The 22,977-nt window shown below is 74.9% G+C and carries 21 protein-coding genes; 13 read left to right on the top strand and 8 right to left on the bottom strand.

Features of this window, described 5'->3' with window-relative positions; genetic code table 11:
* The first annotated feature begins 65 nt into the window (after window positions 1-65).
* Entirely contained in the window at window positions 66-1,598 is a 1,533-nt protein-coding gene (locus QRT03_RS22345; protein WP_286055262.1) for a CYTH and CHAD domain-containing protein, read from the top strand.
* A 7-nt stretch (window positions 1,599-1,605) separates the two neighbouring features.
* On the opposite strand, the gene QRT03_RS22340 is transcribed toward QRT03_RS22345, so the two are convergent.
* Entirely contained in the window at window positions 1,606-2,178 is a 573-nt protein-coding gene (locus QRT03_RS22340; RefSeq protein WP_286055261.1) for a hypothetical protein, read from the bottom strand.
* Window positions 2,179-2,416: 238 nt separating this feature from the next.
* On the opposite strand from QRT03_RS22340, the gene QRT03_RS22335 reads away from it, so the two are divergent.
* The 7 genes from QRT03_RS22335 (at window position 2,417) to QRT03_RS22305 (ending at window position 8,185) form a co-directional block, all read left to right on the top strand.
* Entirely contained in the window at window positions 2,417-3,916 is a 1,500-nt protein-coding gene (locus QRT03_RS22335; protein ID WP_286055260.1) for an NCS1 family nucleobase:cation symporter-1, read from the top strand.
* A gap of 177 nt (window positions 3,917-4,093) precedes the next feature.
* The gene (gene folP, locus QRT03_RS22330; protein ID WP_286055413.1) at window positions 4,094-4,903 is read left to right on the top strand and encodes a dihydropteroate synthase; all 810 of its coding nucleotides are present in this window, start codon (window positions 4,094-4,096) and stop codon (window positions 4,901-4,903) included.
* A complete protein-coding gene (locus QRT03_RS22325; protein ID WP_286055259.1) occupies window positions 4,903-5,655 on the top strand; it encodes a dihydrofolate reductase family protein in 753 nt (250 codons plus the stop codon). The genes folP and QRT03_RS22325 overlap by 1 nt, the downstream gene beginning before the upstream one ends.
* A 183-nt stretch (window positions 5,656-5,838) precedes the next feature.
* Window positions 5,839-6,816, top strand: a complete 978-nt coding sequence (locus QRT03_RS22320; RefSeq protein ID WP_286055258.1) for a permease — start codon at window positions 5,839-5,841, stop codon at window positions 6,814-6,816.
* Window positions 6,813-7,538, top strand: coding sequence for a TIGR03943 family putative permease subunit (locus QRT03_RS22315; protein WP_286055257.1), 726 nt, complete (start codon window positions 6,813-6,815; stop codon window positions 7,536-7,538). Before QRT03_RS22320 ends, QRT03_RS22315 begins: the two co-directional genes overlap by 4 nt.
* 34 nt (window positions 7,539-7,572) lie before the next feature.
* Window positions 7,573-7,902 carry a DUF1330 domain-containing protein gene (locus tag QRT03_RS22310; protein ID WP_286055256.1) on the top strand — a complete coding sequence of 110 codons (330 nt, stop codon included), beginning with the start codon at window positions 7,573-7,575 and terminating at the stop codon, window positions 7,900-7,902.
* Between the two features lie 109 nt (window positions 7,903-8,011).
* Window positions 8,012-8,185 (top strand): hypothetical protein, encoded by a 174-nt coding sequence (locus tag QRT03_RS22305; RefSeq protein WP_286055255.1) that lies wholly within the window; start codon window positions 8,012-8,014, stop codon window positions 8,183-8,185.
* 10 nt (window positions 8,186-8,195) lie between these two features.
* Here the strand turns inward: QRT03_RS22305 and QRT03_RS22300 are convergent, their stop codons facing one another.
* A complete protein-coding gene (locus QRT03_RS22300) occupies window positions 8,196-9,053 on the bottom strand; it encodes an alpha/beta fold hydrolase (RefSeq protein WP_286055254.1) in 858 nt (285 codons plus the stop codon).
* Between the two features lie 7 nt (window positions 9,054-9,060).
* On the opposite strand from QRT03_RS22300, the gene QRT03_RS22295 reads away from it, so the two are divergent.
* Window positions 9,061-9,468, top strand: a complete 408-nt coding sequence (locus QRT03_RS22295) for a winged helix-turn-helix transcriptional regulator (RefSeq protein WP_286055253.1) — start codon at window positions 9,061-9,063, stop codon at window positions 9,466-9,468.
* On the opposite strand, the gene QRT03_RS22290 is transcribed toward QRT03_RS22295, so the two are convergent.
* On the bottom strand, window positions 9,465-10,232 hold the full coding sequence (locus QRT03_RS22290; RefSeq protein WP_286055252.1) for a methyltransferase domain-containing protein: 768 nt from the start codon (window positions 10,230-10,232) through the stop codon (window positions 9,465-9,467). The two genes, QRT03_RS22295 and QRT03_RS22290, sit on opposite strands and share 4 nt — an antisense overlap.
* A 55-nt stretch (window positions 10,233-10,287) precedes the next feature.
* On the opposite strand from QRT03_RS22290, the gene QRT03_RS22285 reads away from it, so the two are divergent.
* Window positions 10,288-11,658, top strand: a complete 1,371-nt coding sequence (locus QRT03_RS22285; protein ID WP_286055251.1) for a protein adenylyltransferase SelO — start codon at window positions 10,288-10,290, stop codon at window positions 11,656-11,658.
* Here the strand turns inward: QRT03_RS22285 and QRT03_RS22280 are convergent.
* From QRT03_RS22280 to QRT03_RS22265, 4 genes are all read right to left on the bottom strand, one after another.
* Complete coding sequence (locus QRT03_RS22280; protein ID WP_286055250.1) at window positions 11,639-12,781, bottom strand: MFS transporter; 1,143 nt, start codon at window positions 12,779-12,781, stop codon at window positions 11,639-11,641. The genes QRT03_RS22285 and QRT03_RS22280 overlap by 20 nt on opposite strands.
* 38 nt (window positions 12,782-12,819) lie before the next feature.
* Window positions 12,820-14,112, bottom strand: a complete 1,293-nt coding sequence (locus QRT03_RS22275; RefSeq protein ID WP_286055249.1) for a YibE/F family protein — start codon at window positions 14,110-14,112, stop codon at window positions 12,820-12,822.
* A gap of 150 nt (window positions 14,113-14,262) precedes the next feature.
* A complete protein-coding gene (locus QRT03_RS22270) occupies window positions 14,263-16,452 on the bottom strand; it encodes a heavy metal translocating P-type ATPase (protein ID WP_286055248.1) in 2,190 nt (729 codons plus the stop codon).
* Between the two features lies 1 nt (window position 16,453).
* Window positions 16,454-16,738 (bottom strand): DUF1490 family protein, encoded by a 285-nt coding sequence (locus tag QRT03_RS22265; RefSeq protein WP_286055247.1) that lies wholly within the window; start codon window positions 16,736-16,738, stop codon window positions 16,454-16,456.
* 127 nt (window positions 16,739-16,865) lie between these two features.
* On the opposite strand from QRT03_RS22265, the gene QRT03_RS22260 reads away from it, so the two are divergent.
* Window positions 16,866-18,785, top strand: coding sequence for a protein kinase domain-containing protein (locus tag QRT03_RS22260; RefSeq protein ID WP_286055246.1), 1,920 nt, complete (start codon window positions 16,866-16,868; stop codon window positions 18,783-18,785).
* On the opposite strand, the gene QRT03_RS22255 is transcribed toward QRT03_RS22260, so the two are convergent.
* On the bottom strand, window positions 18,782-19,528 hold the full coding sequence (locus QRT03_RS22255; RefSeq protein WP_286055245.1) for a hypothetical protein: 747 nt from the start codon (window positions 19,526-19,528) through the stop codon (window positions 18,782-18,784). The genes QRT03_RS22260 and QRT03_RS22255 overlap by 4 nt on opposite strands.
* A 164-nt stretch (window positions 19,529-19,692) precedes the next feature.
* Between QRT03_RS22255 and QRT03_RS22250 the strand changes: the two genes are divergently transcribed.
* A complete protein-coding gene (locus QRT03_RS22250) occupies window positions 19,693-20,367 on the top strand; it encodes a hypothetical protein (RefSeq protein WP_286055244.1) in 675 nt (224 codons plus the stop codon).
* Between the two features lie 250 nt (window positions 20,368-20,617).
* Window positions 20,618-22,975 (top strand): molybdopterin cofactor-binding domain-containing protein, encoded by a 2,358-nt coding sequence (locus QRT03_RS22245; RefSeq protein WP_286055243.1) that lies wholly within the window; start codon window positions 20,618-20,620, stop codon window positions 22,973-22,975.
* The last annotated feature ends 2 nt before the right edge of the window (window positions 22,976-22,977 follow it).

The following is a 22,977-nucleotide window of genomic DNA, read 5'->3' as shown; positions in this document are numbered from 1 at the left end:
CCGGTGATCTCCCGCCGGACGACCCGGTGCGCTTCGATGGGACGGGAGTGACGGAGGTGGCGCAGGTGTCGCAGGTGCCCGTGACGTCGGCCGGTGAGGTCGAGCGGAAGTTCGAGGCGGCGGGCGCGGAGACGCTCGGTGCCGACGACGTGCGCGCGGTCCTGGACCGTCCGGTGCCGGACGAGCCGACGGAGCGGCTGCAGGAGGCGGAGTACTGGGACACCGCCGACCTCGCGCTGCACCACGACCGGGTCACCCTCCGGCGCCGGACCGGGGGTCGCGACGACGGGTGGCACGTCAAGCTGCCCGGCTCCGGTGACCGCCGCGAGGAGCTGCACGCCCCGCTGACGCCGGCCGGCTCCGGGCCGCCGGAGGGCGTGGTGGCGCTGCTGCGTTCCTCCAGCCGCGGCCGGCCGGTGGTGCCGGTCGCCGAGCTGCTGACCCGTCGTCGGGAATGGCGGGCCGAGGACGCGGACGGGCGGACGGTCGCGGAGCTCGTCGTCGACCAGGTCACCGCCCGGACGGTGCACGCGGACGGGCGCGAGGACCTGCAGGCCTGGCAGGAGATCGAGGTCGAGCTGGGGCCCGGCGCCCCCGACGGGTTCCTGGACGAGGTCGAGGAGCGGCTCGCCGAGCGGGGGATCCGACGCTCGGCGTCGGCGTCGAAGGTGGGCCGGGTCCTGGCGGGGCGGGCCGCGACGGTCGCGCGCGCCGAGCCGGACGAGCACACCGCCGCCGGGGTCGTCCTGCGCTACCTGGCCGAGCAGGCCCGCGCGCTGCGCCACCAGGACCCGCTCGTGCGCCTGGACCGCGAGGACGCCGTGCACCAGATGCGGGTCGCCGCCCGCCGGCTGCGCAGTGCCCTGCAGGGCTTCGGGCGGGTGCTGGCGCGCGAGCGGACCCGTGGGCTCACGGAGGAACTGCGGTGGTTCGCGGGCGAGCTCGCCCCGGCCCGCGACACCGAGGTGATGCTCGCGCGGTTGCAGGAGCTCCTCGCGGAGACGCCGCCGGCGCTCGTCGTCGGCCCCGTCGCGGCCGAGGTGGACCGGGCGTTCACGCGACGGGGGGCCGCCGCCCGCGAGCGGGCGACGACCGCGCTCGACTCCGTCCGGTACCTGGCGCTGCTCGAGGCGTTGGACGCGCTGCAGGCCGACCCGCCGACGACGGGGCGGGCGTCCCGGGCGGCACGCCGGGTCCTGCCCGGCGAGGTCGACCGGGCCCACCGCCGGGTGGTCGCCGCGATGGACGCCGCCGACGCGACGCCCGAGGGCCCGGAGCGCGACGTGGCCCTGCACGAGGCCCGGAAGAAGGCCAAGCGGCTGCGCTACGCGAACGAGGTCGCCCAGCCGGTCCTCGGGAAGCCGGCCCGTCGGCTGCGCAAGCGGATGAAGGCGGTGCAGGAACTGCTCGGCGTCCACCAGGACACCGCGGTCACCCGGGCGACCCTGCTCGAGCTCGCGGGCCACGGGCAGGGCCCCGGGGAGGTCACGCACCCCTTCACGCTCGGGCTGCTGTACGGCGCGGAGCAGCGCCGCGCCCGGGACGCCGAGGACCGGCTTCCGGCGCTGTGGGCGAGGGTGCCGCGACCCGGGAGCTGAGGTCCGGTCACCGCGCGGTCGGGCTCGCCCGGCGCGGGATGGCGGCGTCCCGGTCCGCCGCGGGCCAGTCCGTGCCGGTGACGTCGGCCGCGGCGTCGGAGAGCAGGAAGTGCACGGCGTGGGCGGTGTCGAGCGGGACACCGCTCGGGCGCACGGAGTTGATCCGCACCCCGTCGTCGGCGAGCCACTCGGCCAGCGTCCGGGTCTGCTCGGGGCTGCCCACCAGGACGACCGCGGCGTACCGCGCGGCCCGCAGTGGCGCGCGGGCGGCGCGCAGCACGGCCAGGACCTCCGCGGGAGACCGGTCGACGGTCACGATGCCGGTCAGCACGCCGCGGTCGGCGACGGTCCGCGCCACCGCGGCGCGGATCAGCTCCGCGCACGCCCCGGGCTCGAGCGGGCGGTGCGCGACCCGACCCCACGGGCCACCGTGGCGCCGGGCGGCGGCCCGGGCGGCCTCGGCGTCCTCGTCGAGGATCTCCACGGTCGCGCCGTCGGCCACCAGCTCGTCCACGACCGCCCGGCCGTGGTCCCCCGTGCCACCCAGGATCAGGACGACCCGTCCGTCCAATGCCCCCATGATGCGCTCCGTTCCCGCGCTCCTCCGCGTGGTCTCGACCCCTGTGAGCAGCGGAAAGTACGACGCCGGACGGTCGGTGGCTATGCCGACCGCGAAGCCGTTGGACGTGCGGCGCATCACACTCCGACTGTTGCGTGCGCGTGATGCGTATGAGGATCGTGTGAAGGGTTCGGACATCGCTCGGTGCGCGTCCATTCGCGACCTAGCGTCGCCCGGAGCCGACCCGGGGAGGACCGCGATGACCGATCAGATGCGCACAGGTCATGACGATCTGGTGGAGGCCGCCGGCCATCCGATCGGTGCGGGCGTGGGCGGGGAGGGCTACGACCCGCGGCTGACCAACGAGGACCTGGCCCCGCTGCGCGAGCAGACCTGGTCGTCGTACAACTTCTTCGCGTTCTGGATGAGCGACGTCCACTCGGTGGGCGGCTACCTGACGGCGGGCTCGCTGTTCGCGCTCGGGCTCGCCGCGTGGCAGGTGCTCGTCGCCCTGCTGGTCGGCATCGGGATCGTCTACCTGCTGTGCAACCTCGTGGCCCGCCCGTCCCAGGCCACCGGCACGCCCTACCCCGTCGTCTGCCGCTCGGCGTTCGGGGTGCTGGGCGCGAACGTCCCCGCCATCATCCGCGGCCTGATCGCGGTCGCCTGGTACGGCATCCAGACCTACCTGGCCTCCGCCTCGCTGGTCGTCGTCGCGCTCAAGCTCTGGCCCGGGCTCGCCCCGTACGCGGACGACTCGACGGGGTTCACCGGACTCTCGCTGGTCGGGTGGGTGGCGTTCGCCCTGATGTGGGTGCTGCAGGCCCTGGTGTTCTGGAAGGGCATGGAGGCCATCCGCCGTTTCATCGACTTCTGCGGCCCCGCGGTCTACGTGGTCATGTTCCTGCTCGCCGGCTACCTCGTCTGGCAGGCGGGCGGCTTCTCGGCGATCGACCTGAACCTCTCCGAGAACCTGGTCACCGGCTGGGCGGCGGTGCCGATCATGGCGACGGCCGTCGCACTGGTCGTCTCCTACTTCTCCGGCCCGATGCTGAACTACGGGGACTTCTCGCGGTACGGGAAGAGCTTCGCCGCCGTCAAGAAGGGCAACTTCCTCGGCCTGCCGGTGAACTTCCTGGTGTTCGCCCTGCTCGTCGTCATCACGGCGGCCGCCACCGAGCCGGTGTTCGGGGAGATGATCGACGATCCGGTGGAGACCGTCGCGCGGCTGGACTCGACGACCGCCGTGGTGCTGGGCGCGCTGACGTTCATGATCGCGACGGTCGGGATCAACATCGTCGCGAACTTCGTCTCTCCGGCCTTCGACTTCTCCAACGTCGCACCGCAGCGGATCAGCTGGCGCACCGGGGGCATGATCGCGGCGGTCGGCTCGGTGCTGCTCACGCCGTGGAACCTCTACTCCAGCCCGGAGGTCATCCACTACACGCTGGACACGCTCGGCGCGTTCATCGGCCCGCTCTACGGCGTCCTGATCGCGGACTACTTCCTCATCAAGCGCCGGGTGATCGACGTCGACGCGATGTACACGCTCGACCCGACCGGGAAGTACTTCTTCCGCCGCGGCTACAACCCGGTCGCGATCGGGGCCACGGCGGTGGGCGCGGTCGCGGCGATGCTGCTGGTGCTGCTCGGGTCCTCGGACGTCGCGGCCTTCTCCTGGTTCCTGGGCGCGGGCGTCGCCTTCGTGGCGCACTGGGGCCTGAGCGCGCGGGCGGCGGCGACCACCGAACCGGTGTGAGTCCGCGGCCGGCCGCGACCGCACCGTGAGTCGTGCGGTGGCCCGGCGAGATCCGGCCGTGTATCAAGGCGGCATGCCCATCCTGATCGACACCACGGTCTCGTGAGCACGCCGACCCGCGCGGGGGTCGACCTGACGATCCACGGCCGGACGCTGCGACGGGACCGCGCCCTCATCATGGCGATCGTCAACCGCACGCCGAACTCGTTCTACGACCACGGCGCGACCTGGGAGGCCGGGGCCGCCGAGGACGCGATCGACCGCGCGGTGGCCGGAGGCGCGGACGTCGTGGACCTGGGGGGCGTGCCCGCGAGCCCGGGACCCGAGGTCACCGTCGCCCAGGAGATCGACCGGGTGCGGCCGACCCTGCTCTGGGCCCGCGAGCAGTTCCCGGAGCTGACGATCTCGATCGACACCTACCGGGCCGAGGCGGCGGAGGCGCTGCTGGCCGCGGGCGCCGACCTGGTCAACGACAGCTGGGCCGGGTGGGACGAGGAGATCCTCCCCGCCACGGCCCGGTACGGCGCCGGCTACGTCGCGGCGCACACCGGTGGCCTGACACCGCGCACCGACCCGGTGAAGCCGGTCTACGACGACGTCATGGGCGACGTCGTGGACGTGACCGTCGCGCTGGCGGAGCGGGCGGTCGAGGCCGGGGTCCCCGCGGAGGGCATCCTGCTCGACCCCACGATCGACTTCGGCAAGAACACCGTGCAGAGCCTCGAGGTGCTGCGCTCGCTCCCGCGGCTGATCGACACGGGGTGGCCGGTGCTGCTCGCGATGTCGAACAAGGGCGTGGTGGGGGAGACCCTGGACGTCCCGCTGGAGGGCCGACTCACCGGCACGCTCGCGGCCACCGCCCTGGCCGCCGAGGCGGGCGTCGCGATGGTGCGGGCGCACCAGGTCGAGGAGACGCGCCAGACGCTGGAGATGGTCGCGAGCGTGCTCGGGCACCGCCCGCCGTCGCGCGCGGAGCGCTGGACCTGATGCACCGGGTGTGGCCGCTGCCCGCCGGGGAGCTGGGGCCGGCGGAGCTCGAGGAGCTGTACACCTATCCCGTTCCCGACGACGGGTCGGGCTGGGTCGCGGTGAACTTCGTCAGCTCCCTCGACGGCGGGATCGAGATCGAGGGGCGCAGCCGGGGCCTGTCCACCGATGCCGACCGGAAGGTCTTCCACCTCGGGCACGACCTGGCCGACGTCGTCCTGCTCGCCTCCGGCACCGCGGTCGCCGAGGAGTACCCGGGGCTGCGGCCGGAGGGGGAGTCCGCGCGCCGTCGGGAGCGCCACGGCCTCGCCGGCGTGCCGCCGCTCGCCGTCGTGACCTCCGGGTCGTTGCCGGCGGACACGCCGAGCATCGTCGACGTCCTCGTCCCGACGATCGTGATCACCTGCGCGTCGGCGCCGGACGACCGGCAGCGGGCCTGGAAAGCGGCGGGCGCCGAGGTGCTGGTCGCGGGTGAGGGTGACGTCGACCTGGCGGACGCGACGCGGCAACTGGCCGAGCGGGGCCTGCGGCGGATCGACTGCGAGGGCGGGCCCGGGCTCACCGGGAAGCTCCTGGCGGCCGACCTGGTCGACGAGATGCGCGTGAGCTTCGTGCCGACCGCGGTGGCCGGGCGGGCGTCGCGCCTGGCCCGGACCGACGATCCGCTGGACTCGCCGCGCGGCTTCGCGGTGAACTCGTTGCTGGTCGAGGACTCGACGATCCTGGTGCGCTACGTCCGCACGCGATCCTGATCCGAGCGAAGGGCCCCTTCGGTCAGCTCTATCGCCGAGGGGCGCCCCTCGCCCATGCGGCGGCGTCCTGGCGATGGGCGCCCACGGCCCGTCTATGCGACCGAAGGGGCCCTTCGGTCGAACCGGGCGGCACCGTCGTCGTTCCGGCCCACGGTGTCGGACCCCTCTGCCACCATCGCGATCATGACGACGGGCGTGGTGCGACGGGTCAGTGGGGTCGAGGTCCTCGCCGTCGTGCTCGTCGTCGCGCTGGGGCTGCGGGTGCTCGGGGTGGACCCGCTGGTGACGCCGCAGTTGCGGGTCGGGGCCACGGTGTTCGTCGCGGTCGTGGTGCAGGCGCTGCCGTTCCTGGTGCTCGGCGTGCTGCTCAGCGGTGTGTTGACGGCCTACGTGTCGCCGGCAGCGTTGCGGCGGGTGCTGCCGGCGCGGACCGGGGCGGCGGTCCCGGTCGCGGTGGCGGCGGGCGTGGCGCTCCCGGGATGCGAGTGCGCGTCGGTGCCGGTGGCGCGCCGGCTGATCGCGCGGGGCGTGCCCGACGCGGTGGCCCTCGCGTTCCTGCTCGCCGCGCCCGCGGTGAACCCGATCGTGCTGGTCGCGACGGCCGTCGCGTTCCCGGACGCGCCGGAGATGGTGCTCGCACGGTTCGTGGGCTCCTTCGCGACGGCGGCCGTGGTCGGGTGGGTGTGGTCGCGGGCGGGCCGGGTGGAGTGGATCGCCGAGCGGGTGCGGCGGGTCCCGACGCCGGGTGACGGGCCGCGGTGGCGGGTCGCGGCGGCCACCGCCCGGCACGACCTCGTCGACGCCGGCGGCTTCCTCGTGCTGGGCGGTCTCGCCGCGGCGGTGCTGACGACCGTGGTGCCCGCGGCGTGGGTGGCCGGACTGGGGGAGCAGGTCGTGCTCGCCGTGCTGGTCATGGCCGTGCTCGCGGTGGTGATGTCGCTGTGCAGCGAGGGCGACGCGTTCGTGGCGGCGTCCCTCTCGGCACTGCCGCTGCTCCCGCGGCTGGTGTTCCTGGTCGTCGGGCCGGCGGTGGACCTCAAGCTGATCGCGCTGCAGACCGGGACCTTCGGGCGGGCGTTCGCCCTCCGGTTCGCCCCGGTGACGTTCGTGGTCGCGGTGCTGTGCGGGGTCGGGGCGGGTCTGGCGGTGGGGCTGCCGTGACGCGCGAGGTGCGCAACGCGCTGCTGGTGTTCGTCGGGGCCGTCCTCGTGCTGATCGTGGCCGACGGCACCGTGCTGCACTACGTCCGGCCCGGCATGGCGCCGCTCGTGGCGGCGGCCGGGGTCGTGGTGGTCGGGCTGGCGTTGCTCGACGTCGTGCGGGACCTGCGGCGCTCGGGCCCGGAGGACGGGCCCGTCGAGCACGACCACGGGTCCGGTCGGTCGGCGTGGCTGCTGCTCGTCCCGGTGCTCGTGGTGCTGCTCGCTGCGCCGCCGTCGCTGGGGTCGGACGCGGTCGACCTCGCCGGGTCGCGGACGGTCGCGGTCGGCCGCGCGCCGGAGGAGCCGTTGCCGCCCGGGGAGGCGCCGGACGTGCCGGTCGTCGACCTGGTCGCCCGCGCGGCCGCGGCTCCCGACGGCGGGGCGCTGGCCGGGCGGGACGTGACGCTGATCGGGTTCGTCGTCCCCGCCCGCGCCGGGCCGGGCGTCGACCTCGCCCGCCTCGTGATCTCCTGCTGCGCCGCCGACGCGAGCCCGGTGCGTGTCCGGCTGGACGATCCGCGGGGCGTCGTCGGCGGGCCGGGCAGCGGTGCCGATCGCTGGGTCGCCGCCCGGGTCCGACTCGTTCCGGGTACGGCGACGCGGGAGTCCGGCTTCGTCCCGACCGTCACCGTCGTCGACGCCGTCGAGGTCGCCGAGCCGACGCCCGCCTACGAGTACTGAGCTGTCCGTCCGGCCGGTGTGGAAGCCTCCGGGCATGAGCGCCGTCTACGCCCTGAACCTCTTCGACCTCGCCCCGAACGACGACTACAAGCAGTACTCGAAGCGGTCGGTCGATGCGGTGGGCAAGCACGGCGGGCGGGTCGTCGCCCTCGGCCGGCTCAGCGCCGACACGGAGTCCAGCGGCGGGACGCCCCGGCAGGTGATGGTGCTGGTGGAGTGGCCGTCCGCCGAGGCGTTCCAGGCGTTCAAGGACGACCCCGACCACGCCGACCTCCACCCGCTGCGCGAGGGCGGGACGGAGAACTACCTCTGGTGGGCCTACGACCGGCTCGACGACCTGCGCCCGGTGCTGAACGACCGGTGAGCGTGCCGCGAGTGCGACACAGTGCAGGTTCCGGCGCCCCGGAAGCTGCCTCACGTCGACCTCGCTGCTCGGGTTTGCCCCGAGAGCCCGCTGGGAAGGATCTCCGCCGATGCGTGACGTCGAGTACTCCGCCCTGACCGACTGGCTCGCCGACGGCGCGAGCGCTGCGGCGGGCACCGCCGAGGCCGAGCTGGCCGCGGACTGGAGCCGCGTCACGTCGTCGGCCCGCTGGACCCGGCTGACCGCGGCGCAGGACCCGGAGGCACCCGCCCGGACCGCCTGAGCGGGAGCGATCAGCGGCCCGCGGTGGTCGGCGAGACCTGCAGCAGGGCGCGGAGCCGCTCGACCAGGGCGGCCGGCGCGTCGGCGGGCACGATGTGGCCGCACTCGGGCAGGACCTCGCTGCGCAGGTCCGGGGTGATCGGCGCGAGTTGACGGGCGAGCGCGTCGCCGACCGTCGCGCCACCCAGTGCCAGGGTCGGTTGCGACAGAAGGATCCCGGCCGCCGCGGCGGCGACGAGTTCGGCGTTCCGGGCCAGGGCGCGGTAGTGCGCGAACCCGCCGCGCAGTCCCTCCGGGTCGCGGTAGGCGGCGAGGAAGGCCGAGCGCAGGTCGTCGTCGACCCCGCGCCCCCGCCAGGTCCCGGCGCGCAGGAACCAGTCGACGTAGGCGTCGGTCCGACCGGCGAGCACGGCCTCGGGCAGGTCGGGCACCGCGTGGAACCCGAACCACCACGGCGGGCCGCCGGCGAGGAACTCCTCCGCACCGGGTAGCCGCCCCAGCAGCGACTCCATCACCGCGAGCCGGGCGACGCGGGCGCGGTGGCGCACCGCGGTCATCCAGGCGACCGGGCTCCCCAGGTCGATCCCGGCGACCAGCGCCAGCTCGCCGACACCGAGCGCGTCCAGCAGCCCGACGGCGTCGTCCGCCAGAGTGTGCAGGTCGTAGCCCCCGGCCGGTTTGTCGGTGCCGCCGATCCCGCGGAGGTCGGGAGCGATCACGAAGTGGTCCACCGCGAGCGCATCGATCACGTCCCGCCAGAGGCGCCAGGTGTGCGGCCACCCGTGCAGCAGCAGGACCGCGGGACCGGCTCCGGCGGTCGCGACGTGGACGCGGAGGCCCGGGATGTCGACGTGACGGGTGGTTACCATAAAAAACATGGTCACCAATGGAGACCGGACCGGGAAGACGGCACCTCCGGGTAACCGTCGCGGCGACCTCTTCGACCCGGCGTGCCCGACCCGCCGGCTGCTGGACCGCATCGGCGGCAAGTGGACCTCGATGCTCGTCAAGACCCTCGCCGACGTGGACGGGGAGGTCCGCTTCTCCGAGCTGCAGCGCCGGGCCCGCGGGATCTCGCGGAAGATGCTCGCGCAGACGCTGCGCGACCTCGAGGCCGATGGACTCGTCGCCCGCCACGTCGAGCCGACCGTGCCCCCGGCGGTCCGCTACTCGCTCACCCCGCTCGGTCGCAGCCTGGTCGTCCCGCTGGACGCCCTGCGCGACTGGGCCGAGACGCACATGCCGACGGTCGACGCGCACCGCGCGGCCGGGGCGGGGAGTTAGGACACGCGGATCAGCACCTCCCCGTGCGGGAGGGAGAACCAGCCGTCGGGGTGGTCCGCCCACGCCCGCCAGGCGTCCGCGATGTCGGCCAGCTCCGCGCGGGTCGCGAAGCCGCCGTCCACGGCGCGCTCGGCGATGGTCGAGTCGACGATCCGCTCCGCCCACTGCCCGCCCCACCAGGCACGCTCGTCCGGGGTCGCGTGGCACCAGATCGACGCGCTCGGGGTCACGTCGGTCGCGCCGGCCGCGTGCGCCCAGCCCAGCAGGCGGCGGCCCGCGTCCGGCTCCGTCCCGTGCGCACGGGCCACCCCGCGGTAGATCTCCAGCCATCGGTCCAGCCGCAGGTCGTGGGGGTGCAGCACGATCCCGCCGTAGTCGCAGTCGCGTGCGGCGACCAGCCCACCGGGTCGCGTCACGCGGAGCATCTCGCGCAGCGCGGCGACCGGGTCCGTGAGGTGCAGCAGCACCTGGTGGGCGTGCACGACGTCGAACGGCCCGTCCGGCAGGGCGTACGCGTCACCGACCACCGCGTCGACCCCGAGCGCCCGCGCCTTCTCGACCACCCCGGGATCGGTGTCCACCCCGAGCACCGAGTGCACGCGGGTGGCGAGGTCCGCCGTGATCGTCCCCGGACCACACCCGACGTCGAGAACCCGCATTCCCGACGACAGGTGCGGCGCGAGGTACGCGGCGGAGTTCGCGACGGTGCGCCACGTCTGCGAACGCAGCACGCTCGCCGCGTGGCCCTGGCTGTAGGCGGTCACCCGCGCCACGCTGCCACCACGGCGGCCGGGGCGCCGCCCGCGTAGCGTCGGGAGAGTGAGTACCGCCGTCTCGCAGCTCGAGCACACCTACGCCGACGCGGTCCCGGATCTGGTCCTGAACTGGTCCGCCGCGCCCGTGCGGAACCCCTCGGCCCTCGTCGTCAACGACGAGCTCGCGGCCGAGCTGGGCCTGGACCCGCGGGAGCTGGTCGGGTCGGGCCTGCTCACCGGCACGGTGCCGGAGGGCGTGCAGCCGGTCGCGATGGCGTACTCCGGGCACCAGTTCGGCATGTACCAACCGCGACTCGGCGACGGCCGGGCGCTGCTGCTGGGCGAGATCGTCGACCCGCAGGGCCACCGGCACGACCTGCACCTCAAGGGCTCCGGGCGCACCCGCTTCGCCCGCGGCGGCGACGGCAGGGCCGCGCTGGGGCCGATGCTGCGCGAGTACCTCATGGGCGAGGCGATGCACGCGCTGGGCATCCCCACCAGCCGCGGCCTCGCGGTCTCGACGACGGGTGAGGACGTCCCGCGCGACACCGGCCTGCTGCCCGGCGCGGTCCTGGCGCGCGTGGCGTCGAGCCACATCCGCGTCGGCACCTTCCAGTACGCCGCGGCGACCGGCGGGCCCGACCTGGTCCGGGCGCTGACCGACCACGCGATCGCCCGCCACCACCCCGAGGCCACCGACGTCCTCGACTTCTACCGCCGCGTCGTCCACGCCCAGGCGGCGTTGATCGCGCAGTGGATGCTGGTCGGGTTCGTGCACGGCGTGATGAACACCGACAACACCACGATCTCCGGCGAGACGATCGACTACGGCCCCTGCGCGTTCATGGACCGCTACGACCCGCAGACCGTGTTCAGCTCCATCGACCACGCCGGGCGCTACGCCTACGGGAACCAGCCGCCGATCGCCCGGTGGAACCTGGCCCGTCTCGGCGAGGCGCTGCTCCCGCTGATCGACGAGGACAGCGACACGGCGATCGAGAAGGCCACGGCGGTGGTCCAGGAGTTCGGCGAGGTCTACGAGCGGCACTTCCAGGCCGGCATGGCCGCCAAGCTCGGGCTGCGCGAGCCGGACCCGGACCTGGTCGCCGACCTGCTCGCCCTGCTGCACGCCCAACAGGTCGACTGGACCGGCTTCTTCCGCGCCGGGACCCCACGCGACCTGTTCCTCGACCGCGACGCCTACGACGCCTGGGCCGCGCGCTGGCATCCCGAGCTCGACCGGGACCACGCCAACCCGCTCTACGTCCCGCGCAACCACCTCGTCGACGAGGCCCTGACCGCGGCCGAGCAGGGCGACCTCGCGCCGTTCCTGGAGATCCTCGAGGTCGTGTCGGCGCCGTACACCGAGCAGCCCGGGCGGGAGCGCTACACCGAGCCGGGCTCGGGGCCGTTCGTCACGTACTGCGGGACCTGAGCAGCCCGACCCCGACGACGGCGCAGAGCACGCCGAGGGCGGCGAGCAGCACGGGCAGGCCGGTCGTGGTGACCAGCGCGCCGACCACGATCGGCGCGAGGATCGCGCCACAGGCGCCCACGACCATCGCCACCGACAGCGCCCGCCCGGGGTCGGTGTCGACGACGGACCCGGTCCACACGGCGAGCGCGGCCGCCCCGACCATGTACGGCGGGGCGAACACCGCGGCCGCCACCAGCGCGATCACCGGCGAGCGCTCCCCGAGGGCCAGGATCAGCAGCGCCACCGCGATCGTCAGCAGGCACCCCGCCGCCACCCGCGGCGGTCCGACCCGCGCCGCCATCGCGCCCGTGGCGAACCCCGCGACCCCGAGCACCCCGATGATCACGAACAGCACCGGGCGCACCCCGGCGGAGAGGCCGGCACGGGTCGCCACGTCGGCCGCGTAGGTGAAGGCGACCGCGGTCCCGGCCTGGTAGGTGATCGCGTAGACGGCGGGCCGGCGGAGTGCGCGCCAGGGCACCGGCGCTCGTGCCGCGGACGGTCGCGGCGCCACCGCGGGGACCCAGCGCAGGTTCAGCACCGCCGCGGCCGCCGAGCACAGGGCCACCGCGGCCCACACGAGCCGCCACTGGCTCGTGACGGCGATCGCGACGAGCCCGGTCAGCACGAGCCCGCCGCAGGTGCCGGTGCTGATCGTCGAGATCAGCCGGGGCCGGACCTCCGGACGGGCCAGGGCGGCGACGACGTCGGAGTAGGGCGCCCACACCCAGCCCGCGGCGCTGCCCGCGAGCACCGCCCCGACGGCCAGCACCGCGGGCGAGCCGGCGAGGACCACGATCAGCGCACCGACCGCCCCGCAGACCCCGCCAACCGTGGTGGGCGCCCGCGGGCCGCGCCGCGCGCCCAGCAGGGGGCCGCCGACGATGCCGGCGAGGAACCCGGCGAATGTGGCCCCGGCGATGAGGCCCAGCACGGCCTCCGGCACCCCGGTCGCCGACAGGCCCGGATCCACCCGGAGATCGGGCAGCGTCAGCCCGAAGCAGAACCGGCCCATCCCGAAGGCGACCCCGACGACGGCCGCCCCGGCGATCCCGACCCGGACCTCGACGTCGTGGCGCACCCGATCACCCTGCCGAGCGAACGGCACCTTCGCAGCGTCTACGGGCGCGAGAGGGCCGCTCGCTCGGAACCAGAGGCCCCCGACCGCACGACCACCGCGGCCACGAGCGTCGTCAGGGGCACCGCCGCGACGATCCCGATCGACCCGACCAGCGTCCGCAGCACCTCCTGCGCCACGTCCTCGGCGGTCAGCAGGTCGCCCACCCCGCGCCCGGACAGCGTGAACAGCAGCAGCAGCGGCAGGGCGGCGCCCGCGTAGGCGAGGACGAGGGTGTTCACCGCCGACGCCACGTGGTCGCGCCCCACGCGCATCGCTGCGGCGTACAGCGTTCTCGTTCCCGACGACGGGTCGGCCCGGTGCAGCTCCCAGACCGTCGAGGTCTGGGTGACCGTGACGTCGTCGAGGACCCCGAGGGCACCGATGATCAGCCCGGCGAGCAGCAGGCCGCGGGCGTCGATGCCGGCGCCGAGCACCCCGATCAGCTCGGTCGACGCGTCGTCGAGCCCGGTGAGCCGTGTCAGCCCGCCGAAGACCAGCGCGAGCACACCGATGAGGCCGAGCGAGACGACCGTCCCGAGCGCGGCGGTGGCGGTCCGCGCCGAGAAGCCGTGGATCGTCGGGAAGACCACCGCCACGATCAGCCCGGCGGCGACCAGCGCGACCGGCACCGGCGCCGATCCGGTCAGCAGCGCGGGCAGCACGAACACCCCGAGCACGACCAGCGTGATCCCGAGCGCGCCCAGCGCCGCGAGCCCCTGCCACCGCCCGAGCAGCACCACCGCGACCGCGAACACGGCGGCCAGCACCAGCAGGGACCCGCCCCGCTGCCGGTCCACGACCTGGTAGCCCGTCGCGTCGGCCGGGTCCCCGCCCGCCCAGGCCACCACGACCGCGTCCCCGTCCGCGAACCGCGGCGTGGCCGGGCCACCGGGCAGCAGGGTGTCGATCGTGCGCCCCGTGGCCGGGCCCTCGTCCAGGCGGACCTGCAGCGGGAAGCAGCCGGTGCCGGCCTCGACGGCGAGCGTCGGGTCGGAGCAGTCGGCCTCGGCGCCCGCGCGCGCGATCGTCCCGTCGAGCGGCTGGGTGGCGACCGCCGCGGCCGACCCGGTCGTCGTCCCGCCCGCCGAGCCCTGCGCCGCGGCGTGGCTGCCGTCGAGCACCGCGCGGTACTCCGACGGCGACGGGGCCAGGAACACGAGCCCGACCAGCACCGCCAGCCCGCACGGCACGAGCAGCGCCGCCAGCACCCGGCGCACGGTCGTCCCGACGGCGGGGGCGGGCCCGTGGCCGTGGCCGTGGCCGTGACCGTGACCGTGACCCGTGTCGCGCACGGCCCGCCGTCGGGAACCGCCTCGCCGACCCGAGCGAACGGCACTCTCGCTGCTTCTAGGGGCGCGAGAGTGCCGTTCGTGCACCGGGGGAGCGGCGGGGATCGGCGCCGTCACCGGGTCGTCGGTGTCCATCGGCGTCCAGTGTCCGGGCTAGGAGGGCGCGGGCTCGAGGCGGTAGCGGATCAGGCGCGAGGAGTTCGCGACCACGGCCACCGACGACGCGTTGTGCAGGATCGCCGCGACCACCGGCGAGAGCGCCCCACCTGCGGAGACGACGAGCCCGATCGCGTTGACGGCGATCGACATCCCGTAGTTCTGCCGGATGACGCCGACGCCGCGGCGGCCGAGGTCGCGCAGGTCGAGCAGGGCGGAGAGCCGGTCCCCGGCGAGGGCGACGTCCGCGGTCTCCACGGCCACGTCGGTACCCGCGACGCCCATCGCGATGCCGAGGTCGGCGAGTGCGAGGGCGGGCGCGTCGTTGGTGCCGTCGCCGACCATCGCGACCGTCCAGCCCTCGTCCTGCAGCGCCCGCACGGCGTCCTGCTTGTGCTCCGGCAGCACCTCGGCGCGCCACTCGTCGATGCCGAGCTCGCGGGCGACCGCCGCCGCGACGTCCGGGTGGTCCCCGGAGAGCATGACGATCCGCCGGACGCCGTCGGCCCGCAGCGCCGCCAGCACCTCGACGGCCTCCGGGCGGACGGTGTCGCGCAGGCTGATCAACCCGGTGAGCGTCCCGTCGACGGCGAGCAGCAGCGGCGTCTCGGCCTGGCGTTGCAGGCGGCGCACCCAGTCCGAGGCCTTCCGGGAGACGCCGACCTTCTGCTCCTTGAACAGCGCCCGGGACCCCAGCAGCAGCGTCCGGCCGTCGGCCTGCACCCGCATGCCCTGCCCGAGCAGGACCTCGCACTCCTCGTGCGGCGGGATCTCGATCCGGCGCTCCTCGGTGGAACGGATCACCGCCTGCGCGAGCGGGTGGCGGGAGTGGATCTCCGACGACGCGGCCAGGGCCAGGACCTGCTCGGGGGAGTAGGCGTCGTCGAAGGACACCACGTTCGTGACGACGGGTCGGCCGGTGGTGGCGGTCCCGGTCTTGTCCAGGACGACCGCGTCGACCCGCCCCGCCGACTCCAGGTGCGAGCCGCCCTTGATCAGGATGCCGCGGCGGGCGCCGTTGCCGATCGCGGCGCTGATCGCGGTCGGGGTGGCGAGCCCGACCGCGCACGGGCAGGCGACCAGCAGCATCGTCATGGCCCGGCGGACGTCGCGGGTGACCAGCAGGGTGGCGGCGGAGAGCGCGAACGAGAGCGGGACGAAGCGGCGGGAGAAGTTCTCGCCGACGGTCTGGATCGGCGCCCGGTCGGCCTGCGCGGCCTCGACGCGCTCGATGATCCGGCCGACCGCGGTGTCCCCGCCCACCGCGGTCGCGCGGACCACGAGCCGTCCGCGCAGCAGTACCGACCCGGCGTGCAGCGCGTTGCCGACCTCGGTGGTCACCGGGAGGTTCTCGCCGGTGATCGCGGCCTGGTCGACGAGGCAGCCCTGGGCGGACGCCTCCACGACGACGCCGTCCACCGGCAGCACCACGTGCTCGTGGACCACGATCTCGTCGTCGACGCGCACGCGCTCGATCGGCACCTCGATCTCGACCGGCTCGCCGGCCGGGTCGGCCGCGGCGACCCGCATCCACGTCGTGGTGCGTGCGCCGGTCAGCAGGTCGGAGATCGCGCGGCGGCTCCGGCGCAGCGTGAGGTCCTGCAGGTACTCGCCGATGTTCAGCAGCCAGAGCACCGTCAGCGCGACGACGTTCTCGCGCAGGACCAGCGAGGCCACCGTGGCGGCCGAGACCAACGCGTCCGTGCCCGCCCCGCGCCCGCCGACGAGCGAGCGCAGCGCGCCGCGCAGGAACGGGTAGCCGGTGAAGATCGTGACGCCGGTGGCCACGGTGCGGCTGGTCGGCCCGAGCATCGGCGGACGTCGCAGCACCCACCGCCGGCCGCCGAGCAGTAGCAGGGCGATCCCGCCGACCGCCATGCGGAGCAGGTCGCCGTTGCCCACCTCGGCCGAGCGCGGCGGGCGCGCCGCGGGCTCGTCCCGGGAGGTCGACGCCGCCACCTCGCGGTAGGCCGCGCCGATCGTCGTGGTCGAGCAGCGGTCGCGGTCGTACCAGACGACGAGCGCCCCGGTGCGCGGGAAGGCGTGCACCTGGCGGACGCCTTCCACGGCGTCGAGCCCCTCCTCGACGGCGACGGCGAGCCCGGTCGCGGCCCGCAGGCCGGGGGCGTCGAAGCGCACGCGGCCCGCGGCGTCCGAGACCACCCGCAGCGTGTCCCCGGCGGCCACCTCAGTGCTCGTGGTCGTGCTTCTCGACCGCCCCGGGCGGTGGGGCCTGCTCACCGACACGCTCACGCGCCTCCGCGACGACGTCGGCGGTGTTCAGCCGGACCTTCTCGGCGCCGGCCTCGGCCGCCCGCGACACCCGCATCCCGAGCGTCGTGACGGCGACCGCCGACTCGTGCACCGCCCGGCCGCCCGACAGCTTCCGCACGCCCTCGACCACCGCGACACCGGCCACGCCGCTCGCCACCGCACCGACGGCCCGCGCCGCCAGGGGTCCCCACGCCACCATCGTCGGTCGTCTCCTCGGTCGTGTTGGTAACGGTTCCCGATTCCATCACATCACGATCGGTCGCATGCCGTGCCCCCGAACGGGGGGCGGGTGACCCCGGTCGGATGGGATGGGTCACGATCTCGACGTGGAACCGGACACCGAGCACGGGGCCCGCGACGGCGAGGTCGGCGACGGCGGCACCGTCGTGACCCTCGACGCGGCGGCCGTGCCGGCCACCGTCGGGGACCGTTTCGACCTGGGCGAGCGCCTCGGTCGGGGAGCCTCCGCCACCGTCTACCGCGCCCACGACCGCGTGCTCGGCCGCGACGTCGCGGTCAAGCTGTTCGCGCCGGGCGTCGGGACCCTGGAGTCCGCCTCGGTGCGGCGTGAGCTGCAGGCGGCCGCGCAGGTGTCGCACCCGGGCGTGCTCGAGGTGTTCGACGTCGGGGAGGCACCCGGCCCGGACGGGTCCGACCGCGTGTTCCTGGTGACCCGGCTGGTCCCCGGAGGGTCGCTCGCGGACACCCTGGAGCGGGGTGCGCTGCCGCCGGAGGTGGTCGTCGGGCTGGCGGGGGAGCTGCTCGCGGCGCTCGCGCACGTGCACGCGCTGGGGATCGTGCACCGGGACGTCAAGCCCGCGAACATCCTGCTCGACCCGGTCGACGCGGAACCGGACGACGGACCCGGCCCGGCGCGGGTGCACCCGGTGCTCGCCGACTTCGGGGTGGCCGCCGTGGCCACGGCGACGACGGTGCACGGTCAGGTCACGGGCACGGCCGCCTACCTCGCGCCCGAGCAGGTGCGCGGCGACGAGGTCGGTTCGCCCGCGGACGTCTACGCCCTCGGTCTCGTGCTCCTCGAGTGCCTCACCGGGCGTCGCGAGTTCCCCGGCGGCCCCGTGGAGTCGTCGGTGGCGCGCCTGCACCGGGACCCCGTCGTCCCCGCGGAGCTGCCGGACGACCTGCGCGACCTCCTCGTCGCGATGACCGCGACCGCTCCCGTCGACCGGCCCTCCGCAGAGGCGGCCCGCGCCCGGCTGCGCGCCCTCGCCCCGGTGCTCGGCCTCGACGAGGAGACGCTCGCGGTGCCCGCCGCGGCGCTGGCGGCCGCGCCCGAGGGGCTGCCCGCGCGGTCGCCGATCGTGATCGGCCCGCCGACGACCGGGGTGCCCGCCGGTCCCGCCGCTCCCGCCGCCCCGGCCCCGCTCGCCGTTCCCGCGGGCCCGCCGCTGACGTCCGGCCCCGGGGCGGCCACGGTCGCCGCGGCCCCGACGGTCGTCACGGGCGGCGCCGTCGACCTGCCCACCGGCCCCGTCGTGACCCCGCCGACCCGGAGCTCCACCGTCCGGCGCGGCCTGCTGGGTGCCGCGGCCGTCCTGGTGCTGGCCGGGGGAGTGGTCGGCGGGGTCGTCCTGACGGGCAGCTCGTCGCCGCTCACCCCCGGCGGCCCGGAGCCGCTGCCGGCCGTCCCCGCCGCCGCGGCGCCGGCGCCTGCCGTCCCCGGGACGGCGCCCGCCGCCCAGCCGGTCGGGACGCCCACGGAGCCGTCGGCCGCCGACCCGACCGATCCCGCGGCCGAGGACGGCGACGACGGCGGGGACGCCGCCCTGCCGGACCAGCCCACGCCCGGCCCGGCCCCCGCGCCAGGAGCGCCGCCCGCGCCGGCGCCGCCCGCGGCCTGCCGCAGCGTGGTCTCGTCGATCACCGGTGCCGGGGCGAGCGTCCGCGTCGTCTTCACCAACCGCGGCGACGCGACGTGCACGCTGACCGGCTTCCCCGCGGTGTCCTTCGTCGGCGGGGGGAAGACGGTCGGGAAGCCGGCGAGCCGGGCCGGCACGCGGGGTCCGGCCGTGCCCCTGGCCCCCGGCGGCTCGGTGGCCGCCACCCTGAAGATCGTGCCGGTCTCGGAGTTCGACGCGAAGAACTGCCAGGCCGTGGCCGTGTCGGGGCTGCGGGTCCGGGCGCCGGGCACGAAGGCGGCCGCGACGCTCCCCCGGACGGGCAAGGCCTGCTCCGGCAAGATCGCGAAGCCGCAGCTCACCGTGACGACGGTGGCGGCCCTCTAACCCGCGACGTGCTCGCCGAGCTCGACCGCGTGCGCCAGGCGCAGCGTCGTCGTGAGCCAGAGCAGGACGTCGTGCAGGCGCAGGCGGCCCGGCCGGGCGTCGCCCACGACCGCGGCCACGGCGGCCTCGAGCTCGGCGAAGGCCCCGGCGTTCGCCCGGAGCTCGCGGTGCACCACGGCCTCGACGCCGCTGTCGCCCTCCTCCACGTGCGGCAGCAGCGCACGCCGCGTGGTGGGGGTGAGGTGCGGGACGAGGTCGGGGTGCCGGTGGTGCAGGGCGGCGAGGACGTGCGCGGGGTGCGGGCCCGCCTCCTGCCCGAGGTGGCGTAGCAGGGCGCCCACGGTGCCGGGCTCGTCGAGGACGGAGAACTCGTCGGCGGGCAGCTCCCAGAACGGTCGCCCGGCCGCCCGCGCGCCCACCGCCTCCACCACCGGGGCCAGGCCGACCAGGGCGTCGTGCACCGCGTGCCAGCCCGTGCGGTCGAGGCGTCCGTGCAGTCCCTCGGCGATCAGCACGTCGGCGTCCGGCCCGGTACTCGGCGGGTGCGCGTCGAACCGGGCCCACCCGAACGCCGGCACCCGCACCCACCGGCCCTCCGGCCGACCGGGGGAGCGGAACCGCAACCAGCGCCGGCCGCGCGCGTAGCCCAGCACCGCCGCGACCGCCCGCTCCAGCGGCACCGCGTCGGGTCCGAGGCAGGGCAGGTGCAGGACCGTCCGGGTGCGCTGCGAGCCGGTCGTCATCGCCCGCGATCGTGCCGTACCGGCCGCTCCCAGGTCGACGGTTCGGGTCACCACGGCGGGGGGCATCACCGCGCAACTCGGTCCACCGCAGGGCCGGGACGTCCGGCGCCCCGCACCCCGTGCACGGGGGGCGCCACCCTCTCGCCCCAGGAGCAGTCAACGACATGAGCACTCGCGACACCGGCCTCCGCGCCCTCCACGACATCGGCCTCGCCGCCTGGTTCGGCGGCTCGCTGTTCGGGGTCGCCGGCCTGAACGCCGCCGCCGCGGAGGCGGACCAGCAGCGCACCACGGCTCGGATCACCAGCGTCGGCTGGGCGAAGTGGTCGCCGGTCAACACCGCGCTGATCGGCGCGCACCTCGTCGGCGGTGCCGGCCTGCTCGTGAACAACCGCAAGCGGGCGGCGGCCCAGAAGGGCGCCACCGGCACGACCGTCGCCAAGCTGGTCCTCACCGGGGCCGCGCTGGCCGCCACGGCCTACACCCGCGTCGTCGGGAAGAAGGTGGAGGACCAGGTCGTCCACCAGTCGCCCGGGATGTCCTCCAGCGCGACCTCCCACCTGGACCGGGGGACGACCCAGGCCGGGCGCGGTGGCGCGGCGCAGGCCGTGCAGGAGCTCGACAAGCAGGCCGGCCAGACGGTCAGCCAGGCCGCGGAGGCGCTGCCGATCGGGGCCGCCGAGGCCCAGCGTCAGCTGCGCTACCTCCAGCTCAGCGTCCCGGCGCTGACCGGCGCGCTGCTCGTCCTGAACGCGCAGGCCGGGGAACAGCAGAAGCCGGGCGACCAGATCCTCGGCGTCGCCCGCCGCGCGGCCAACGCCGTCGGGGTCGCCGCCTGACGTCGGTCCCCCGGGATCCGACACGGTCGCTCGATCGGGTGTCGAGGGTCTCGTCCTGGCGTGGGACCACCCTTCTCCCGACGTGCGGCCGGCCGCGCGAACCCGACATCGCGCACCGAACGGTCCACACCTCCCTGTCGAGAAGTTCCGTGACCGTTAAACGTGCATGTCGTTGTGCCTCCCAACACAGTCCTCGACCGAGCGGCCGCTCCCCCCTGCGCCGTTCGGTCGAGCGTCGGGAGGGACGACGATGCCCACTCACCGAGCGGTCACCACACGCTCGAGGCCGACCCGCGAGCCGGCCCACCGCGCGGACGTCAAGCGCCGGAGTTTCCTCGGGCTCCTGGTCGCCGCGCCGGTCCTCGTCACCGCGGCCGAGATCGGCCGCCAGACGGTGTTCGACTCGGTCCCGGAGGCGTCGGCCCTGGCCGTGCCCTCGCCGCCGCAGCCGGCCGAGGTCTACGACCTGCTCGACGTCATCCGCGACAGCGCGCGCCCGACGGCCAACCTGATCACCGTCAAGGTGAACAGGGACGGCACGGTCTCCTTCGCGCTGCCCCGGTCGGAGAACGGGCAGGGGATCATCACCTCGACCCAGATGATCATCGCCGAGGAGATGAACCTCGACCCGGACCAGGTCGAGGTGACCCTCGCCGACGCGCGGCCGGAGCTGGTGTTCAACCAGCTGACCGGCGGGTCCAGCACCACGTTCAGCACCTACACGCCGATCCGGGTCGCGGCGGCACTGGCGCAGGGCCGGCTCCTGGGTGCGGCGGCCAACGAGCTGGACCAGGACATCTCCGTGCTGACCAGCCGCCAGGGCCTGATCACCGGGCCGAACGGGAAGTCGTTGCCCTTCGGCGACCTCACGACGAAGGCCGCTGCCCCGGTCACCGAGGCGGCGAACGTGGTCCTCAAGGACCGCGAGAAGTTCACCGTCATCGGGAAGAACCGCACGAAGTCCGACGCGCTAGCCATGGTGACCGGCCGGAAGAAGTTCACCACCGACCTGAAGATCCCCGACGCGCTGCCGACCGTGATCTGCCGGGCCCCGGACCTCAACGGATACCCGCGATCGGTCGGCAACCTCGAGGCGATCCGGGCGATGCCCGGCGTGACCGACGTGGTGGAGGTCGGCAACGGCGTGGCCGTGCGGGCGAGGACCTACGGCCAGTGCGTCGACGCGGTCAATGCGGTCGAGGCCCGGTGGGCCGCCGGCACCGTCGCCGGCGAGGACGACGAGTCCGTGCTGCGGAAGCTGCGCCGGGGCGAGTTGCCGCTCGCCGTCCCGAAGGGCGTCGGGACCACGCTCGAGAGCGACACCGTCTTCTACTTCCGCAGCAACTCCTCGCTGGAGACGAACTGCGCCATCGCTGACGTGCGGGCGAACAGCGCCACCATCTGGGGGCCGTCGAAGAGCCCGATCGCGGCGCAGAACGAGATCGCGAAGAAGCTCGGCATCGCCCAGAACGCGGTCACCTTCCACGTCATGGAGGGCGGCGGCTCGTTCGGGCGCAAGCTGTTCTTCGACGCCGCCCTCGAGGCCGCCGAGGTCTCGCAGGCCATGGGCAAGCCGGTCAAGCTGATGTGGACCCGGTCCGACGACTCCCGCCAGGGTCGCGTGCACCCGATGGCGACGACCCGCATCCGCGCGAACGTGACGGCCGATGCCGTCGCGAGCTTCGAGATCCGGCACACCAGCGTTGCGACCGAGACCAACCCCGGTCTGTCCGAGGCGATCACGGCGACGGCGCAGAAGGCGCCGGGCGGGAACCTGACGGTCTCCGAGAGCATCTGGGAGACCACGCAGGTCACGCCCTACAACGTCGGGGCCTCGACCCGCCTCCTCAGCGAGGTCGACATGCGCTTCAACACCAGCTCGATGCGCAACATCTACTCGCCGGACGTCGCCACCGCCCGCGAGCTGATGGTCGACCGGATCGCCGCGCAGATGGGCAAGGACCCCTACGAGTTCCGCAGCGAGTTCACCAAGCTCGAGCGCTGGAAGAAGGTCGTCGACCGGGCCGCGCAGGAGGGCGACTGGGGGAAGTCGATGGCGGAGGGCACCGCCCAAGGCATCGGCATGCACGTCGAGTACAAGGGCGTGGCCTGCGCGGTCGTCGAGCTCGACTGCCGCCCGGAGACCGTCAACCGGAAGATCCGGCAGGCCCGCACCGGTCCGCGCGTGACCAGGGTGACCTACGTGGTCGACGTCGGCCTCGTCATCAACCCGCGCGGCGTCCGCGCCCAGATGATGGGCGGGATCAACGACGCCCTCGCGATGACGCTGACCTCCAGCCTGCACCTCACCGACGGGCACTTCGTCGAGGCCAGCTGGGACAACTACTTCTACACCCGGCAGTGGAACACCCCGCCCGAGATGAACATCATCGTCGTCGACGACTCGGACGCCCCGGAGCCCGGCGGCGTCGGCGAGTTCGGCGTCGCCGCGACCTGCGGGGCGATCGCCTGCGCCTACGCGCGGGCGACGGGGGAGCAGCCGACCTACTTCCCGCTCGACCACAAGGACCCGTTGCCCTTCACCCCCTACCCGACGTCGCCGCCCGTTCCGCCGTCGCCGACCAACGGCCTCGAGACCACGTTCTGAGA

This window comes from Actinomycetospora termitidis (assembly GCF_030286555.1).
In the GTDB taxonomy this organism is placed as follows: domain Bacteria; phylum Actinomycetota; class Actinomycetes; order Mycobacteriales; family Pseudonocardiaceae; genus Actinomycetospora; species Actinomycetospora termitidis.
This window is presented reverse-complemented; position numbering and strand designations above follow the sequence as displayed.